This is a genomic window from Marinifilum sp. N1E240 (assembly GCF_009295825.1).
Classification (GTDB): Bacteria; Bacteroidota; Bacteroidia; order Bacteroidales; family Marinifilaceae; genus Marinifilum_A; species Marinifilum_A sediminis.
This window is the reverse complement of sequence record NZ_WHKF01000002.1, coordinates 779505-798639: the sequence shown is the minus strand read 5'-3', so window position 1 is coordinate 798639 and position 19135 is coordinate 779505. Positions and strand designations below refer to the sequence as shown.

Genomic DNA, 19135 nt, shown 5'->3' with positions numbered 1-19135 from the left:
TATTTATCATCCAAAGCTTGGGCATGATGTAAAGAAACTATTAAAATTCTATATGGATTGCAGTCATAATTTTCTTTTATCTATAGACATACAAAATATAGTCATCTATTTTTACTAATTAATTTAATATAAATATTAATAATTTTCTAAATCATAAATTCTGGTATTCTCAAAACGCACTTTCAACTTATCAATTCTTTTTCTAACCTGTTTATCCTCTATCATATGCCTTTCCAAAGCTGCATTAAACAAATATATTTCATCATTAAAATCAGAATCCAAATAATACATATTCTCATTAAAAGCTTTGTAGCTTTTCCCTTCGTAATGGGTTTCAATTGATTTAAAATATTCCTTTATGGCCATTTCTGTTTGATAGTTTTCTTTTACAAATGGAATATTATCAGATCCTATATATTCATTTAACTTATCATTAATATTTTGTGATGAAGATTCAAGTTTTGAATCTAATAGTAATTGAATTTTACCAAATATTGATTCTTGTTTTTGTGATTCTTGTTTTTGTGATTCTTTATGACTTTTAGTGATTCCTATCCTATCTTCATACTTCTGCATTGCTTTAGTTTTATTATCGAAATCATTAACTAGTAAGCGCTGCCATAATGTACTGCTCTCCATCTCACTCTCAACCCTTTTCCATATAGTACCTTTCTGGTCATCTGCAAGTTCACTCCATTTTTTACTTCCTATCTTTTCTTCTTCAAGTTCCTCTTTAAATTTCATTTGAGCCATTTCTACAAGTTCCAGAGAATACTTGTAAATTTCCAAAACATAAGCCCAATAGGCAAGCTTTTCATGGATTGAGCCCTTCAGGAAGTGATTCAAATGATAGTTGACACCATACAGATTAATTTTATTAATTATCTCAACTAAACAAAAAATTGAATCATAAATGCAGAATTCAAAAGTAGATTGATCTTTGAATTCCTTGGAATATGCATCAAATAATTGTCCAAGAAAAACCTCATTTGAATCTGGCTTATCGTACTTTTGGGGATTCATATTAATTTTTTCCAACAGGGTATAATTGAATTTGCTATTATAACGCAAAGCAATAATTTTATTTACGATATTGCTAGGTTGTATATATCTATTCTTTACCAAAACATCTTTCATCTTATCCACCTCTAATGACTTCAATTTGAACTCATTAAACAAATACATGATTTCAGATAGATCTTCATTAATACCTATATTTTTAAGGTTTATATCTTTCCAATAAGTATCTGGATCCTTAAGATACTGACCTTTCAACTTGTTTATTTCATTAACATGAATAAATGAGTATTTTGAATACACATCCTTAATTGTAGGTCTAATTATGAGATCCTTAAACTGTTCTAGCCAGTCTGTATTTTCAACCTTAATTCCCAACAACAAGCGTAAGATTTTAACTTTCTGGAAGATAGAATCTTTATGGTTCCCACTACTTTTATGCAGTACCGATGAGATATAGTATAACATCAATACATTTTGGAGCCTATTGTCTTCAACAATTGTATTATCACTCCCATGGTTATCAAAACTTTTAACCAAACTCAAAAATTTATTAATCGAATCGGTTATTATATTCTTATCAATACCTCGAATACAACTGAACATTGTGTTTCCAAGAGATGAGCATGAATGAGCAAGTAATTCTGTCGCCTCATTTCTATTCTTATATGGTTCATTAGAGGCAATTAATATCAGATTATTTATAAGCGAAATAATTGAATTATCTTGTTTTACGAACTCAAATTCATGCTTGAGTAGATTTATTATTGAATAGGAATAAAAGGAACATGCAATTCCATTACTTTCACACTTTTTACAAATAGGTTGTACCTTATCAGTTCCAAGTTCTAGGTTTTCAATACTTATATTCGAATTTTTATAAAATAAAAGATGCCCTATTCTCAATGAAATATCACTATATATTAAGGATTTACCTTTAAATACAGAGGTTCTGTGGGCAAAGTGAAATTCACTCAAAAGTCGGTGGATATCAGATTGTGTTACTCCCTTAAATGAATTTTTTTCAATGGCATAAAACCTTGCTAATAATGGTTGATATAGAAGTTTAATATTTTCAAAAGCTGAAACATTATTTAACACATCCAACTTCTCCTTACTTAAGAATTCAAAGAATTGCTTTCCAAAATCATTTGCTTCAAATTTTGCCTCTTCATTAGGGTCATATTCCCTGGGCTCAAAACTATCATTACAAATACTACCGTCATTACCTGAACAAGCGGTAACATACAAACGAGAGTTTTTTCTACGTAAGCTTAATCCAAACCTATTTAAATCAACATCTCTAAATGAAAGCATTCTTGTTACCAACTCACTATAGGTCAATAAAGCTGCAGAAAATGTTTTTCGTTTTTCATAAACCAAACCTAATTTTAGCATATTTCGAACCAATATCAGCAAATGATTGATTCTAAAATCTTCCTCACTAATCGATCGTAATTGTTGGATTCCTTCCAAATATTCTGTAATCGAATTTGTATAATTTTCTTCGTAATAATACAAATCAGCCAATATTAAGTGAATTGTAGCTAATGAATGAATATACTGCGAATCATTTTTGGATGTTCCATCGCTTGAATAGTTATCTCTAATATGCTTTAACTGTTCCTGAAAATAGGATTTTATGGGATAAGCTTCATCATAGGAAAATGTAAAAACAGAAGAGTCACTATCAGAAATTCGTGACAGATAGGAAATCTCGTTTGAAATGGAATTGTAAAATTTAAAATTGTATAAACCACTAATATTACTTTGAAGATGAATATCAGAAATAAAATCGATTAGTTTTGAAGTAAAACTTCTTAGTTCCGGAGTTTTATGAATATCCAGCAACTCTGGAGAATTTTCAAGATTCCTCCAGGAAAATCCAAATCTATGATATTTAAAGATATGATTGGTTAAAAAAGATATGGACATTAATAACTTGTCCCCCAATTCGCGTATATTGTTATTTATAAAAATATTAATTGGTGAGATTAAATAATGATATAGCCCAATTATATATTGATCTTTTTCGTTTAATACAAGATAGCAAGAGTTTCGCTCTTCCCGTTTAACTATTATGTCTTTATCTGTTAACTCCCTTTGATTCATTTGCTGTACATACTTCTCATGTAATAGCGATAATCTTTTCGGCACACCACTGCTCTTATGAGTTAAATAGACAATAAAATGTCTTAATACTGTTATAATTCTTTCTATTTCATTTTTAATTTTAATTTCTTCCTCACCGAGTTTTATAGTTCCATTTTCAGCTTCTTTTTTATTTTGGCTATCGTAATATGATTCAAGATATCGTCTATATTCTTTTAAGTTTTTACCCTTAAATCTTGAATCATCAGGAATTAAAAAATTACATATGTACTCTTCAATGCCATAGGTTATATCCTTTTTCTCATTATCCGACAAGAAACTTTCAACATATATAATTTTATTAAATAAACTGCTTATCAATGAATCACGGTCCGATTCATCGGAAAGTGCCGAATCATACATTTCTTTTCCCGCAATAAAGATAAATTTTGAATTAGCCGATGTAAAGAAGAATTTCATTCTCTTAAGCAACTTAAATACTGTTTGTTGTCTTTCCCTGTTTTTCGATGGAGAAATATGATAAAATGGTAATTCCTGTTCAACATTATCGTTTTCGATTTTATCCAATTCATCAAAAATAAAGACAAATTCAGGCCTGTTAAATATTCGGGGAATTGAATGAATTTCTTCCAAAATTAAAATCAATCTTCGCTCAATATCCCTTATGTCTGCTTTTCCTGCATTTATTTCTTTGCGAACTCCAATATCCAAATTTTTACTTTTAAACTTCCTGGAATACTCTTCTTTAATTGCAGCATCAATATTTTCATTTAACTTTTTAAGTTTTTTGATAATTTTCCCAGGTTTTGAAAAAGGTGAAATGGTCCTTAATATCAATAATACTAGGATGAAACATACTAAAAAATAAGAAACAAATATATAATCGAGTGTATTTGGTATAATGGAACCTAATCTCACATATTTGAAAAATCCTTCGTTAGAGCCAGGAGTAATCGAAGCTCGAATTTTATCATAGTTCATTTGAACAATGATATCGGCACTATTTATCAACTTGCAAAAACTACTTTTTGTAGTATCTGCAAAATTCGATTTTAGATCTAGTTGGTCATAATTGATACCATTTGGATATTTTCCAGAAGGAATCCAATGGCTATAGGACGAGTTCTCTTTAAAGTTTGTAAATACTTCATTTATTTGTTTATTACAATAAGTATTTACAGTTAAGCAATACAAAGCAAATATGCCTATAACTTTTGCGACGATGTTGATAGACATTTTATTTTTACCTGTACTAACTTTTTCATAAACAGAATTAGAAACAAGTTTAAATGCCTGAAATTCATCTATATCTCTATCACTAAAATTTATTTTAATATATACTGCATTACCATAATTAAAGAAAGATATAGGAACCTTTAATACAGTGTAAATTGCATCTTTGATTTTTTTTAATATACCATAGTTTTTCTTTTTTTTTACAGAACCCTGATGTTCCCATTCAAATATTCTATCTATTATTTTGTTGTAATTATCAATGCAGTATTCCATGCAGAGAAATACTAAACATATAACCATATAGATCCAATTAAAGCTAAACCATGATACTCCAAACCAAAAATAACATAAACCAAATATTACGATTAATTCCACCAGCAACGCATATTTTAAGTATTTGCGATTAGGCAAATATTTAAATTCAGGGAGCAGAAGATTTTTGAGTTCATTTAAATAACCTTTGTATTTTTCAAGTGAGTAGATTTTATTTTTTTGATGGCCCGAATGAACCTTCGAAAATATAAGTAGAATTAGATAAAGAATTCCTGAATAAAATAGAATATACTTAATCCAAGATGGTATAATAATAATTTCGTGAATAATTTGAGATATTGCACTGATTGAAAAAGTTAACAGGGCCACCAAAGTAAACCAGCTTAAATAGTGTTTGAAATTTACACTATTCTTTATTTCGTCAATAGTTTTATTAACGAAACTGGTTTTACCCATTCCTCTGTAACCCGTTATTAAATAAACTCCTTTATTTGAGATATTATTTTCTAAAATAGTTTTTAACTGAAGCTTAATTTTTTTGCGACCAATGAAACTTTTATTTCTGTCTCCCTTCTCTGTAGGGCCATGAAAGAAGCTAAAATTTGGCATTGCCAATATTATTTTTTTTGCCTTGGAAGAGTGATCTTCAATATTTGGATGTTTCATAGAATTACTAGGGCTGAGTTATTTATAAATTAAATATAGTAAAACTATAAATATATCCTTGTATATTATTATACTAATTAGTTATTGTATCGGGAAGTAAGTTGTTTCGAATTTTGATAAAGAAGAAGTTACACTTTCTGTAGTAGAAGTGATCTGGAAACTTTGTAGAATTTCGAAGTAATGATGTGAGAAAGAAATGTAAATTACTTAGGTAATTATATTAGGCATAATAACTGAATAATTACAAGAGCAGGAAATGGCTTGAACATTTAATACCTACCCAAAATTATAGTTTATAATCAGTATTTCAATTGATAAATTTTGCTTAAATTTGATACTGGAAATTAGTAATTTTGACAGTACAATAAGTCATTTTGAATCACACCTAAACAATCCACACTAAAGCATTACAATACAGCAACATACACTGCTTGTCGAAACTTATTTGTGACTCAACCATCGCAATAAATTCATTGATTTTTTGTTAAATATTTTGTATCGGGAAGTAAATCCAGCAAAATATATGATATCGAAAGCCTCCTAAATGGAGGCTTTTTTTGTTTGATCTGATTTAGAAATTACTTCTTAGCCTGCTCCTTTCCCACTTTTTGTATTGTTCATTACATGCCTACTTGCAAGTGCTCAAAGTTCTTCGTTTTTTACAGCTCTCTTCACAAAAATGACGTTTTGGTCGCATTTTAGTAAAAAATTGATGTCTATCTATGAGTAAAACCTGCAGCAGAAAAGCCGAATTTTATTTAGAAATAAAATAAATAAGCAGATATACCCCTGATTTTCAGCTTCTTCATTATTTATCATATATTAGTGCATTAACGGCTGTGTTTATGTTTTCTTAATCTATTTATTTCTAGACTATAGGAAGACCGAAGGAAGACTATAGGAAGACTATAGGCACAAGTATGTAGGTTAGTACATTATTATTGTTTAGTATGATTGATTGATTTTATTCACTGCTATCCCATTTCGTTTTTTAAAATGTTAATTAGTCTATTGACATTTACTAAATTCCTTTTGACCTTTATCATAGATTTTGATTCATTAATCAGGACTTAATGATTATTCACACAAAAAAAGCAATATAGTATAAACTAAAATGAAAAGAAATGGCAGTAGTTAAGAAAAATTTAGTAACATCAGGTTTAAGCGGTAAGCTTGGACAAAATCTTGTATTTAGACAAAATGGTGGAAAAACTATTTTGTCTTCTGCTCCACAACGTTCAGGAGAAAGTACAAGTGAGCAAATTGTGCAGCAAGACAAGTTTAAACATGCGACTCAGTTTGCAAAAGTTCAAATGAGTATTCCGGAGATGAAAGAGGAATACAAGCAAAGTGCCAAGAAAAAAGGCATGCCAAGTGCCTACAACATGGCTGTTGCTGATTATTTTCATTCGCCTGAAATTGGTGATTTAAATGTAAGCAATTATCATGGTGAAGTTGGAAATGAAATTGAAATCATTGCATTTGACGACTTTAAAGTGGAACATGTTGAGGTTGAAATCTATCACAATGATGGTAGCCTGGTAGAAAAGGGATTGGCTAATAAAAATGGTAGCGATAACGAATGGCATTATGCTGCTACAGTTGCCAATGCAGAATTTAGCGGAGATAAAATTGTTGTGAAGGCTTTTGACTATCCGGGAAATGAGGCGGATAAAGAATTGGTGCTACAATAATTCTATTCTAGGAACTGTCAGGATGTAATGCCTGACGGTTTCTTTTGAATTTAATTTGTGTGATTCTAGAATGGGCGATTGATAAGGATTGTTGGATTGATTTGGAACTTGTGCAGGCGTGAGGTGTGCTGTAAAAATGTGAGGTGTGCTATACAGATGCGAGGCATTGATTTGCATCATGCAAAGACGCGAGAAATTGATTTGCATTACACACAGACGCGAGGCATTGATTTGTATCATGCAAAGACGCAAGGCATTGATTTGCATCATGCAAAGACGCGAGGCATCGCGTCTCTACCGGTATTTTGATTTTTTTATTTTGTGTGGAAATGAATTACAATACCAATTCAATAAAATTTACGATTCATTGATTTGAATGCTGTGTTGATTCCACGTATGCTGTACAGACGCAAGGCATTGCGTCTCTACCCAATATTACTGATCTTACTTTTTTATTTTTTCTATTAGATTGAAACGATCAATCCAAAAGAAATTTACTTTGCGAATGTATTTATTTCGGTCTTTTAATAGCTTTATCAGCCATTTACCGAAGGACTATTTCCATAAGCCTATTTTTTGTTCGTTGGATTCTTTGATCCAGATTAGGCATTCGTTTAGGGATATTTGGTGAAAGTCTATTTTTAATAGAATGTATCTGAATTTCTCATTCAACCATTATCAACTTTTTCTTTCGATGATTTATTAGAGACTGATCTATGGTCAAATAAATCCCAATATAAATTTCTATCTATTCTGATAGAAAATCCTTTATTACTTATCTTCCAAATTTCATGATCTGAATCTAATTTATTAATCTTACGAATTATCCTCCAAAGATCTGTTTTCATAAAAACATTTTGAGCTCTAGCTAATTCATAGGCTTCATATGAGTTGAATAAGCACTCCAGTTTCTTCTGGTTATTTCCTATTTTATCAGCCATCTTTTCTTGAAAATATGCTTCTTTCAAAAATGGTAGGCATTTATTTAATTTATCATACTTCACCTTACTCTTTGCTAAGTTCTCGGATAATTGAATATTTCGTTGACCAATTGAATGAATAGTATCTTTATATTTTCTTAGCTCACGTTTAGTTCCTTTCAATACGAGATCAACACTATCTTTTTCGGTTTTCTTCAAATTCAATTTTAATTTTAGGTCTTTAATTTTTTCCTTATCACCACTAAAACATTTAATTGAATCTAAAAGATTTTGAATAGTATTTGAAGCTTCATGTTTTTCATTTTCTAAGTCTGCCTTTTGAAATTCTAATTTTTTAATCTTTAATGCAAAATCCGAACCATTTAATTTTGTTATCGTCTTTTGCAATTCGCCAATAACATTACTTTGAATTTTAATTGAGTCTTCCAGTTTCAATTCTTTTTTTTGATATTGAAAAATCTGAGTTTGGATGATTGTTTCTCTGATTTTCTGCTCATCATCCCTCCCTCTGTCATAAACCCAAGCTATGGAAATAGCAAAAGCCAACAAACCTCCAATTTCTTTATAGTAAGAGCGTAAAAATTTTATCATATATTGTTTTTAATATTATTAACTGGGTTACTATCCCGCAATCCCACTAATAAACGTCTCCACGAACTTCACAATCTTACTTGTAATTCGTTCGGCGGTGCTGCGGCGTTCTTTGAGTGCCGGGCGATTGTTCATCATGGAGATAACATCATCGCGTAAGGGCTGTTTTTCGGTGAAGAGGTAATCGCCAATAAGTCTTTCGAGCTTATTAGAGTCCAAATTTTCCTCTTCGCTCATTGCTTTTATAGCTTTTATTCGCTCCTTATTCACATATACTTCGAACTCATCAGAAATATCATCGGCATCTTCTATATGCGGTAGATTTTCTAGTATAAAACGCTCTATTAGCTCTTTTTTGCTACGCAATTGGGTATCACCTGCTATGATGTCAACAATTCTTTGTTTCTCTTTCTCCTGCTCCTCAGGCTTTTTATCTTTTAAATCGGCTAGTAGTCGTAAAATATAGGCGACATTTATTTCGTCGCGATGAATCAATTCCAACTCAAAATCGATATCCTGTAAGATGGAAACCTTCTCTTTTAAGTTGTTGCTTCTCACCTTGTCGAACAAATCGAGGTATTTGCTTTTGTAATCTTCAAAGCCTTGTTCAGGCATTGCAAGGTCCTCGAAAGTAAATTCGGTGAAAGTACTCAGTACATTCTTCAGGCGCATTAGTTCGCGAAATGCTTTTACAAATGCCATTTCGTCCTCTTCAGTTTGCAGACTGTTTACACTATTTACCGTTGGTGCTATTTGAATTAGCTCAATAAAAGCCTCGTTAAATTTTGCCACATACTCTTCATATGGTTTGATAATGATATCCTCTTTGGCGTCGATATTCGAAAACAATTTTATCGCCTCGTCGGTGGCATATTTCAAGTTTCGGAAACAAACCACATTTCCCTGCGATTTTCTTTCATCCAGAATTCGATTGGTACGTGAATAAGCCTGAATTAAACCATGATATTTCAAGTTTTTATCAACGTAAATGGTATTTAAAGCTTTGCTATCGAAACCCGTTAAAAACATGTTTACCACCAAGAGAACATCAATCTGTTTGTTCTTTACCCTGCGAGCAATGTCGTTGTAATAATTGTAGAATGATTGACTATCCTTGGTTGTATAGTTTGTGCCAAATTCTTTGTTGTAATGACCAATAAATTCATCAAGATATTCGCGGGAATGACGGTATTTGGTTTGATCTGCTACTGTAGTATTGGAGACGCGAAGCGTCGCATCTGTACTGTATGATGTTTTTGGTTCGGCTGCTGTTAGGAATTCTTCATCTTCGAAAGAGCCAATGGCATCTCTATCCTCCTCGTTGGCTTGATAAGAAAAGATAGTAGCCACCTTTAAATTGTGCTTATTTTTCTCCTTTTTCAGATGTAAAATATTGTAATACTCAATCAGTGTATCGATACTGGAAACACAAAAGATACTGGTGTATTCTTTATTGTGTGTTTTTCGGTGGTGATTGGCAATAATGTATTCTGTAATCTTATCCAATCGTTCAGGTGCATCCATCACCTCTGCCCTGTCGATATCTTCAACTTCTATATCAACATCAGAGACGCCATGCTTGGTATCTTTACGTTTAAAAGTACGAATGTACTCAATGGAAAACTTCAATACGTTCTCATCCTTAATGGCATCGGTAATTACATATTTGTGCAAGCATTTATTGAATAAGGATTTAGTGGTTTTCTTTACCGATTTTTTGGTCAGTGAATTCTTCTCGAATATTGGAGTTCCCGTAAAACCAAACAATTGTATGTTTTTAAAATAGGTCACAATTCGCTGGTGGGTATCGCCAAACTGTGAACGATGACATTCGTCGAAGATGAATACCATGCGCTTGTCCTGTAACTGTTCCATGGTGCCATTGTAACGATTCTTACTAATGGCTGTATTGAGCTTCTGTATGGTGGTGACAATTAATTTGATATTGGTATCGGCAAACTGATCGACCAATGCCTTAGTATTGTTGGTTCCATCTATGCTTCCCTTGCTAAAGCTGTTGAATTCTTTAGTGGTCTGATAATCCAAATCCTTTCGATCTACTACAAACACCACTTTATGTACTTTAGGTATTCGCGTAATTATTTGGCTGGCTTTAAAGGATGTTAATGTTTTTCCTGATCCTGTGGTATGCCAAATGTAGCCATTGCCCGATCGTTTTTCAACTGTTTCAACAATCGCTTCAGTAGCATAATACTGATAAGGTCGTAAAACCATCAGTGCTCGAAACGATTCGTTTAACACGACATAGCGCGTAATCATTTTGGCAATGTGGCATGGCTCCAAAAAAACATCAGCAAACTTGGATAATTGGGTAATGAGTTTGTTTTTCTCATCTGCCCAGAAAAAGGTCTGCTTGTAATTCAATTTCTTGATTGAATTGTTGGCGTAGTATTTTGTATTGACCCCGTTGCTGATTCCAAATATCTGCACGTATTGAAATAAGGCATTTCCCGATGCAAAGGAATGACGCTTGTACCTGTTGATCTGATTAAAAGCCTCTTTCAGTTCAATTCCCCTGCGTTTTAGTTCGATTTGCACTAATGGTAAACCGTTTATCAGAATGGTAACATCGTAGCGATTTTTGTATTTGCCCTCCATACTCACCTGTTGGGTCACCTGAAATTCATTCTTGCACCAATGGGTCTGATTAATTAACTCGATGGTTTTGTCTTCCCCCTTATCGTTTACAAAAGGAACTCTATCACGCAGGATTTTCGCCTTCTCGAAAACATTACCTTTACTAATGAAATTCAGTATTTGCTTAAAATCATTCTCACTTAGGCTGATTTTGTTGTGCTTCTCTAATTGGGTTTTCAAGTTAGACAATAAATCAGTCTCATCTTTGATAATTGCCTTTTCGTATCCTAAGGAAATTAATTGAGTAAGTAAATTATCTTCTAATATTTGTTCGGGTTCGGTGGTCATATATTGTCAGAATTGGAATTTTATTATTCTTGGGTTAGAATTTCCTTTGCGACTTTTAGGAATTTGTATTTTCTTTTAATTTCCTCTCCTTAATGAGTTTATATCTTAAAGTACATAAGCGTTCATATACTTTTGAGTTTTTATTCTCTTTCATGTAATAAATATCGATAGCAATTCGGTAACCTAAAAAAATAAGTCCTCCAACTAATAAAACAAGAAATGCAACTAATAGTAATTTATCAGTACTTAAAAGTTTCAGATATTCTTTTAATCGATCCAGGAATAAAAGATTAAACCAATAACTAAAAAAAGCTATTACCAAGGCTACTACTGTTGCTTTATGAATGAATCTTTCATTATATTTTTTCACATCAGTTTCGTACAAAGGAATAATTTCATCTAAGAGTTCAATATCACGCTCATCATCCAGAAAAATCTTACCAATCGCAGCTTTATAATTCTTGTCTAAAATTTGATTACTCAATTCTTTAGCATTGAGTTTCATAGATTTCAACCTATAAAATCGAATAAAGTATACTGATGCTAAAAGTAGAATGGAGATAAAAACGCATACAATGGTGATCATACCTGAATTCCATTCATACATTATCCCTAAAGTAACTAGAATTATTTGAAGCAGAGCTGAAGATATTGCGGGTAAATAAATGGCTAAATTTCTTAATCGTTTATCACCATCAAAAAGATGATATGCAAAATCTCTTTGAAAAATATCAGTAACGGCATACTTTATATTTGTCATTTCACTCTTATTTTATACTATTAACAAATGCTATAATTTTTTCTTTTATATTTTCCCCTTCTACAGCCCTGTCTTGCAATGATGGTTTTTCCAGCAATGTTTTAATTGCTTCATCTCTATCCAAGAACTTTTCATTTAATAAATATTGATCTATTAGCAACTTTAGAAGCTCAACATCTAATTTCTCTTTTTTCGCAAATTGCTTAACAAGTTTTAATTTCTTTTTATCCCATTCAAACTTATGCTCCAGCAATTTTTCTTTAGGTTTAACTCTAAACCTTACAGGAGAATCAGGTATTTCTTCAGGTTTTACGTCCTCTTTTTCATCCACTTCTTGATCCTCAGCTTGTGCCTCTATAAAATCTAAATATTCTCCAAAGAATATTTCTTCATATTTCTCATAGGTCTGAGAATACAACAATCGACTAAAGTCTACTTTAGTAGTCAAGGTGTCATTTTGCTGATCAAGCCAAGTATTGAATTCATCCCATTCATCATATACCAGCTTTTTGCTTTCATGAGCTTTTATTTCATATTGCCTTGAAAATTCATGGATCATAAACGAACAAATACCATCAGTAATGGATGCAATTGATTTAGCCAGATGAATTTCACTCTCAATTTTCTTTGGATAAATTCGCCCATGTGATAAATCACCTCTATCATGTCTGATTGCAGCAATCTTATCTATAGCACTTTTTGAATTTAAATAAAGACTCTTTTGGGCATTTTCTATAAAAGTCTGAGTACGTGTTTTCTGTTGGATAATATGATATAAAGATTCGTGCATATTGGCTTCAAGTCCATTTGAATAAACATGATTAAAAGCTGTCTTTACAAGATCCTTCATATTATTCTCACATAGTCCTCTTAACCGCTTATCTGAATTATATTTATCGCTTACTAATTCCAAAGCTTTTTTGCAAAGACCTTCAATAAGTGACTTACAAGATTCTATAGCTATATCAGGATTTGTTGTAATATTCTCTTCAATTTTGCTAATAACGCGAGAATACCCATCTAATCCTGGTATATTATCTTTATGAACTGCTATGGTATCTTTCGTTAAAATCATTTACACAAACATTTGCTGTAACAATCCTTTTTTGAATTGTTGCGATTTCTCGATTTGTTTTTCTACCTGTTCGATCTTATTATCTATGGCAGATAGGAAATTGGCGATTTTTTGTTGTTCGTTATCCTTTTTTGGAATCATTAATTTTAATTTCAATAAATCCTTGGTATAAATTGCAGCAACACTTGTTGTTCCAGTTGCCAACCTTCTCAATCCTTTTATACCCGAGTGTGAATTCAATAAATAATTCATAAAGTGATTATTCATAAATTTCATATACATCAAGTTGGAATTGTAGTATGCAACAGGTAGTTCCTCTCTCCAAATTGCAACTTTACCAACTAGTTCAAGAGTATTTCTTGTATTAAAGAAAAGATCTCCTGATTTTATTCGATCTATTTCATCTATACTTTCAGATTCTGGGATATATTCAAGTTTATTCAAATTAATTTTTCCTCTACCAAGATTACCCATTTTAATTAATGGATATTGCGAAATAACTTCTGAATTCTTGTAATTTCCTCCTAACCTATAATTGAATAGGATATCCTCTAACCTCTTCTCTTCCCAATCTGGGTATGGATTGCCGTTTTCATCCTTAAACCTCAATTCTTGGGAGAACACTTTTTGCATAATTCCATTTTTGTATGCCTGCAGTAGGTCTCTTTTTTTGCTTAAAAGATTGATGCGTTTGTCTACTGAAGTGAGGAAGTTGGCAATTTTTTGTTGTTCGCAAACAAGGGTTGGAATGCACAATTTTAGTTTCCCTATTTCTTTTAATGACAAGAATGGCTGTGCTCCGCCTGTGGAAATTTGATGTCTTAACCTAGCACTATTTTTTCTTTGAATCTGAGAAAAGAATTTTGATTCAATAATAGTATTATTGGGTTTTATAAGAGCTACATTTTTTAAACTAAACTCAAAATCAACGTTAACCAATGCTGCATTTGCTGTTCCCGCACCAATATTAACCATTAACAAATCTCCATTTTCAGGATTACATCTATTATATATCTTATTATGTTCTTCTTTGGTGAGATAATAGCAGTTATCAAAATCTATGCATCCATTTTTAACATGGATTGCCGTTAGGTATGGAATTCCATTTGGTATTGGCTTGGGTGTATCGTGCGTTCCATCTGTAATTTTATTAGCAACTCTGGATATTTTTGTTTTTATCCACTCTCCTTCAAATTCAGGGAATCGTAATTGGGGTATATTTTGCGTTTTACTTTGCATTGTTTTCTTTTTACTGTGGAGACGCGAAGTATCTCGTCTCTGCGGTTTTGCCAATATTTTATTTAGACGCAATGCCTTGCGTCTCTACAATATCCATTTATTAAAATGGGGTATTGATTCCCAATTGCTGGCAAAAATCGGCTACTATTTTGTCGTTATTGGCAATTTCCTGGTCTATGTTTTTTAATTCGGCTGATACGGCTGGCATGTCAATTGGCTCTTCCTCTTCGAATGTATCCACATAGCGAGGTATGTTCAGATTGTAATCGTTCTCGGCAATTTCGTCGAGCGTGGCTACATAGCTGTACTTATCTTTGGTTTCTCGCTGACGATAAGTATCTACAATTAGTTCAATGTCTTCGGGACGCAATTTGTTTTGGTTGCCTTCCTTCACAAAATGGTCTTTCCCACTAGCATCAATAAAGACAACATTATCGTCCGCCTTACGGCACTTTTTAATCACCAAAATACAGGTAGGTATACTGGTACCAAAAAAGATATTGGCAGGCAAACCAATTACGGCATCCAAATAATTTAACTCCTTTATCAGGTATTTGCGAATAACGCCTTCGGCTGCACCACGGAATAGTACACCATGAGGCAATACAGTAGCCATAATTCCATTGTCGCCCAATTGGTGTATCATGTGCTGTACAAATGCATAATCAGCCTTGGTATTGGGTGCTAATTTTCCATAAGGTGAGAAACGTTCGTCAGTATCGTTCAATGGGTTGTTCTTGCCTTTCCAGTGTGCAGAAAATGGCGGATTGGCGACTACGGCTTCGAATCGCTTTTGGGTATGCTGCGGATTCTCTAAAGTATCCTCCTGCTTGATATCAAACTGGCGATAGTGCACATCGTGCAAAATCATGTTCATTCGCGCCAGGTTATGGGTGGTACGGTTCAGTTCCTGTCCGTAAAACTCTCCTACTTTAGCCTCTTTGGATACACGCAACAGTAAGGATCCCGATCCACAGGTTGGGTCGTACACCGATTTTATTTTGTCTTTGCCTGTGGTAACAATCTTAGCCAAAATAGTAGAAACCTCTTGAGGAGTATAGAACTCTCCTGCTGATTTTCCTGCACCTGCAGCAAATTTGCCAATTAGGTATTCGTAGGCATCCCCCAATACATCCGATTCAATTTCGTCCAACTTGAAATCAATCTCATCGAGTTTAACCAAAATGCTCACAATAATTTCATTTCGGGCACCCACGGTTCTTCCGAGCTTGGTCGATTGTAAATCCAAATCTTCGAACAAAGCAGAAAAATCATCTTCACTCTCTTCACCCTGCGTGCTTTGTTCTATGTGGTTTAATACTGACTGTAGATCATCAATAATGTAATTGCTGTCGCCATTTCCTTTTCCTTTACTTACAAGAGCAGAAAACAATTCATCAGGCTTTAGGAAATAACCCAGTTTGTTTACTGATTCATCGTGAATGGCATCCAAAGTCTCCTGATCGCTTACTTTGGTGTATTCTGTTACTGTCTCACCAACTAATAATTCGTTGGCATACAGTTCCTGCTTCTCCGATAGATATTTAAAGAAAATAAATCCTAAAATGTAGTCGCGATAATCGTCGGCACTTACCTTACCTCGTAATATATTTGCAATGCTCCACAATTGAGCTTTCAGCTGTTTCTTTTGGTCTTCAGACATGTGTGTATATGGTAGTTTTATGTATGTTAATTTTGAGGCTTAAAGGTAGGGTTTACCAATAACGAAACCAAAATTCATCGAACAAGTAATTACCGGTTTTCTGAGTTATTTTAACGCAATTTATAATATCGTAAAAGGTTAGCCATTTGTATTCATTATCCTTACATTTTTGTATTTCTTCTTGATTTACCTCTTCTGCTTTAATAAAAACATGAATAGGTTTATAATCATTATCCTTATAATATTCATCTACAATACATTTGTATTTTTCCAATTGTCCGTTTCCTATTGAAGTATACATTTTATTTTCTATCGAAATCACATATTTTTCGGTAGTTTCTGGTGTTTGAATTACCACTTCTGCAATCAAATCAATTTGCTCCCATTGTCTCCAGGTGTCAACCGAAATAATTCTATAAGATTGATACTTCTTATTATCTAATTCATATCCATCCTTTACATTCTTACCATATAAGAGTGCCAAAATAAAGTTTCTTCCATAAGTATTTATCTTCTCATCTGCTTTGGCATAATGATCTGCTCCGCACCGAAGGATCCAATTTAAATTGTAATCTAAAATGGTTTCTTTTCCATTGTCGGTTGTATCGTGCTCATTTTCGTAAAAAGAGGGTAAACAATTTGTAATCATATATTGTAATATTGGAAATATAAAATGGTGGATTGGTTTATTCAGCAATTGCTATTTTTTAGCCTTTTTCTCCTCTAACAAATAATTATTTAGTTTGTTAAATATCTTCAAGTAGTCATTTTCTTTAATAAAATCAACAATGGTATTGCTTAAATCTGCAATTTGATCTTCATTGAGATAATAAGGAGAACCTGCAAAATGAGCCCAATTATTGTCTGTACTATCAAAAAAATCCTCACGCAGTAATTTGGATTCCGGTTTTTGATAATCAAATAAATGACGGTATTGCTCCCTGTTCTTTAAAGCTTCTCCTTTTAATTCAACTGCGATATACATTTCCTTTTTTGGTTGTAAAAGATTTTGGATTACCACTGTAATCATCAGTTGAGGATTCTTTTTGGATTGGAAATATCGGAATCGCTTTGTTCTTTTTCCTGCAATCTTGGTTGTTTCAGCAAAGGGAATATGGGCTTTTTCTACTTGCACCAGGATATGATTGTTCATTCTCTGATTAAAACTAGAAATTTGATTGATTTTTTGCTGGTTATTGAAGTAGAATTCCAATTCTTCTTTGTTCATGTCAGGTGTGCTCAAGTTGTGAATATTTTGAAATAGATCTTGTAAAAAAATCAGATATTTTGGGGTTGCTCCATCTTTGTATAGATCCAAATTTGATATCACCCTATTCAAAAATTCCATATGAGTGATATTTATAAAATTTGGATGGTTTATATTCTTTATTTTACGAAGAGAAAGAACAATTCCTATTTTATTGCCCATTGAAATACTATCCCAATAATCATCCAAATCATTACCTAAAAAATGATATACCTTATTTTCAATGATAATTGCGCTTGATTGGTTATAAAGTAACAAATCAATTCTACCTTTTTTGACCGTTTTATACTCAGTTTTTATTTTAAATGCTTGGTTAAAGTTAATTTGCTTATCAGGCAGATGATCTTTAATTATTTCCAAGAATGTAGAAATGAATAGATCATTCAAGTCATGCTCTTCATTTGTATCAAAGTAAAATGCATAGAGATTTGACAACACATTCTCGTAGTGAGGTTGCTTTGCGATTCCAAGAAAGGTTTTAGGCTTGGTTTTTATTTCTGGGATTTCAATATTGTTCAGGAAATCTTGCAGTTTTGATAAATCGTCTGTCATTTTTTACGCTGTAGTTGTTAAGAATTCTTTTGCATTTTTAATTAAGTCGGGAATTTGCTTTTGCATGATCTCTGCATTGGTCCTGATCCATTCGAAATAAGTTTTCCATTGCGATTGATTGTCAATCTTGAACTTAGTAGAGGTGCTAATAACAGCTCCTTTGTATTTCTCCATATCGTCAAAAACAAGCTTATTGTTAAAAAAGGCCTCCGTCTCATTTTTAAACTCCTGTTTGATAATGGAATAATACTCCTTGTCTACAAAATAGAAGTCGACCTTTAATATGTTTTTGCCTGTATTTAATTTCACAGCTACCCATCCCTCGGACATTCCTATGCCTATTGTATAGTAAGCTGGTGTTGAATTCTGAGCTTTGCCCACCTGTAGAGTACTTTCGTTCTCGGTACAGTAAGCTCGGAACTCTTCGATAAAATTGATTTGCTTGACTCCTATTTCTGATAAGGTAGTTGATTTCTTACCTCCCCGAAGTGCTTTAGACCATTGGTTGGGTTGAGATATAATATTGAATTTGGGTGCATATTTCGAGGTATCAATCTGCCAGAGTTCCATTTTAATACCAAAGAAATTGATCTTCTCATTGGTATTTTCGTTTAACCAATCGAGCGCCTGCTTGTGCTCCTCTCTAAAGTCCTTTACAATCCAAATGATGTATTCGGCTTCGTATCCAGATGCATAGGTGATAATTTTGCCTAAATGATCGTGATTGGTTTTTTCCAATTGGTTTTCAATCACGACTTTTTTTCCTGTTTCTACTTCGGTTGCCAATATATCAATATAGAAACTTCCAGTCCGAGCCTCTGTCTCCTGCAGGCTTAAGTTAATGCCTATCTCCTCACTCAGCAATTCCAAATTCTCCTCTTTACTCAGCCATTTTGAAAAGTCAGTTTGTTCATTTTCCCAGATGGCTCTGAGGTTGTCAATGCGTTTTAATTTACCCAGATTAATTGTCATCGTCCTATTTTAAGTAGTAATTTAATAGATGCTCAAAGTTAACAAAATAGTTAAGAAGTGAAAGTATTTAGGACATGGAATCGAATGGATTTTAATTGTAGTAATGTGTTTTTTATGTAATCCTATTCGGG

11 protein-coding genes are annotated in these 19135 nt (G+C 32.7%); 1 reads left to right on the top strand and 10 read right to left on the bottom strand.

Annotated features, from left to right (window positions below):
• Window positions 1-135: 135 nt before the first annotated feature.
• Window positions 136-4638, bottom strand: a complete 4503-nt coding sequence (locus GCQ56_RS08195) for a hypothetical protein (RefSeq protein ID WP_152733976.1) — start codon at window positions 4636-4638, stop codon at window positions 136-138.
• Window positions 4639-6428: 1790 nt separating this feature from the next.
• Here GCQ56_RS08195 and GCQ56_RS08190 point away from each other — a divergent pair.
• Window positions 6429-6998 (top strand): hypothetical protein, encoded by a 570-nt coding sequence (locus GCQ56_RS08190; RefSeq protein WP_152733975.1) that lies wholly within the window; start codon window positions 6429-6431, stop codon window positions 6996-6998.
• 668 nt (window positions 6999-7666) lie between these two features.
• Here GCQ56_RS08190 and GCQ56_RS08185 read toward each other — a convergent pair.
• From GCQ56_RS08185 to GCQ56_RS08145, 9 genes are all read right to left on the bottom strand, one after another.
• Window positions 7667-8530: a hypothetical protein gene (locus tag GCQ56_RS08185; RefSeq protein WP_152733974.1), complete on the bottom strand. Its 864-nt coding sequence runs from the start codon at window positions 8528-8530 to the stop codon at window positions 7667-7669.
• Window positions 8531-8560: 30 nt separating this feature from the next.
• A complete protein-coding gene (locus tag GCQ56_RS08180; protein ID WP_152733973.1) occupies window positions 8561-11476 on the bottom strand; it encodes a type I restriction endonuclease subunit R in 2916 nt (971 codons plus the stop codon).
• A 55-nt stretch (window positions 11477-11531) separates the two neighbouring features.
• Window positions 11532-12236: a hypothetical protein gene (locus GCQ56_RS08175; protein ID WP_152733972.1), complete on the bottom strand. Its 705-nt coding sequence runs from the start codon at window positions 12234-12236 to the stop codon at window positions 11532-11534.
• Window positions 12237-12243: 7 nt separating this feature from the next.
• Window positions 12244-13311 (bottom strand): hypothetical protein, encoded by a 1068-nt coding sequence (locus tag GCQ56_RS08170; RefSeq protein WP_152733971.1) that lies wholly within the window; start codon window positions 13309-13311, stop codon window positions 12244-12246.
• Window positions 13312-14550, bottom strand: coding sequence for a restriction endonuclease subunit S (locus tag GCQ56_RS08165; protein ID WP_152733970.1), 1239 nt, complete (start codon window positions 14548-14550; stop codon window positions 13312-13314).
• Window positions 14551-14650: 100 nt separating this feature from the next.
• The gene (locus GCQ56_RS08160; protein ID WP_152733969.1) at window positions 14651-16213 is read right to left on the bottom strand and encodes a type I restriction-modification system subunit M; all 1563 of its coding nucleotides are present in this window, start codon (window positions 16211-16213) and stop codon (window positions 14651-14653) included.
• Between the two features lie 52 nt (window positions 16214-16265).
• Window positions 16266-16862 carry a PD-(D/E)XK nuclease family protein gene (locus GCQ56_RS08155; RefSeq protein WP_152733968.1) on the bottom strand — a complete coding sequence of 199 codons (597 nt, stop codon included), beginning with the start codon at window positions 16860-16862 and terminating at the stop codon, window positions 16266-16268.
• Between the two features lie 51 nt (window positions 16863-16913).
• Complete coding sequence (locus GCQ56_RS08150; RefSeq protein WP_152733967.1) at window positions 16914-18032, bottom strand: PD-(D/E)XK nuclease family protein; 1119 nt, start codon at window positions 18030-18032, stop codon at window positions 16914-16916.
• 3 nt (window positions 18033-18035) lie between these two features.
• Window positions 18036-19004 (bottom strand): DUF4268 domain-containing protein, encoded by a 969-nt coding sequence (locus GCQ56_RS08145; protein WP_152733966.1) that lies wholly within the window; start codon window positions 19002-19004, stop codon window positions 18036-18038.
• Window positions 19005-19135 lie beyond the last annotated feature (131 nt).

Excerpts from the sequence above, each read along its gene's own strand:
- GCQ56_RS08185 (WP_152733974.1), bottom strand. The coding sequence starts at position 8,530 with ATGATAAAATTTTTACGCTCTTACTATAAAGAAATTGGAGGTTTGTTG.
- GCQ56_RS08145 (WP_152733966.1), bottom strand. The coding sequence starts at position 19,004 with ATGACAATTAATCTGGGTAAATTAAAACGCATTGACAACCTCAGAGCC.
- GCQ56_RS08155 (WP_152733968.1), bottom strand. The coding sequence starts at position 16,862 with ATGATTACAAATTGTTTACCCTCTTTTTACGAAAATGAGCACGATACA.
- GCQ56_RS08160 (WP_152733969.1), bottom strand. The coding sequence starts at position 16,213 with ATGTCTGAAGACCAAAAGAAACAGCTGAAAGCTCAATTGTGGAGCATT.
- GCQ56_RS08180 (WP_152733973.1), bottom strand. The coding sequence starts at position 11,476 with ATGACCACCGAACCCGAACAAATATTAGAAGATAATTTACTTACTCAA.
- GCQ56_RS08190 (WP_152733975.1), top strand. The coding sequence starts at position 6,429 with ATGGCAGTAGTTAAGAAAAATTTAGTAACATCAGGTTTAAGCGGTAAG.
- GCQ56_RS08170 (WP_152733971.1), bottom strand. The coding sequence starts at position 13,311 with ATGATTTTAACGAAAGATACCATAGCAGTTCATAAAGATAATATACCA.
- GCQ56_RS08175 (WP_152733972.1), bottom strand. The coding sequence starts at position 12,236 with ATGACAAATATAAAGTATGCCGTTACTGATATTTTTCAAAGAGATTTT.
- GCQ56_RS08195 (WP_152733976.1), bottom strand. The coding sequence starts at position 4,638 with ATGGAATACTGCATTGATAATTACAACAAAATAATAGATAGAATATTT.
- GCQ56_RS08150 (WP_152733967.1), bottom strand. The coding sequence starts at position 18,032 with ATGACAGACGATTTATCAAAACTGCAAGATTTCCTGAACAATATTGAA.
- GCQ56_RS08165 (WP_152733970.1), bottom strand. The coding sequence starts at position 14,550 with ATGCAAAGTAAAACGCAAAATATACCCCAATTACGATTCCCTGAATTT.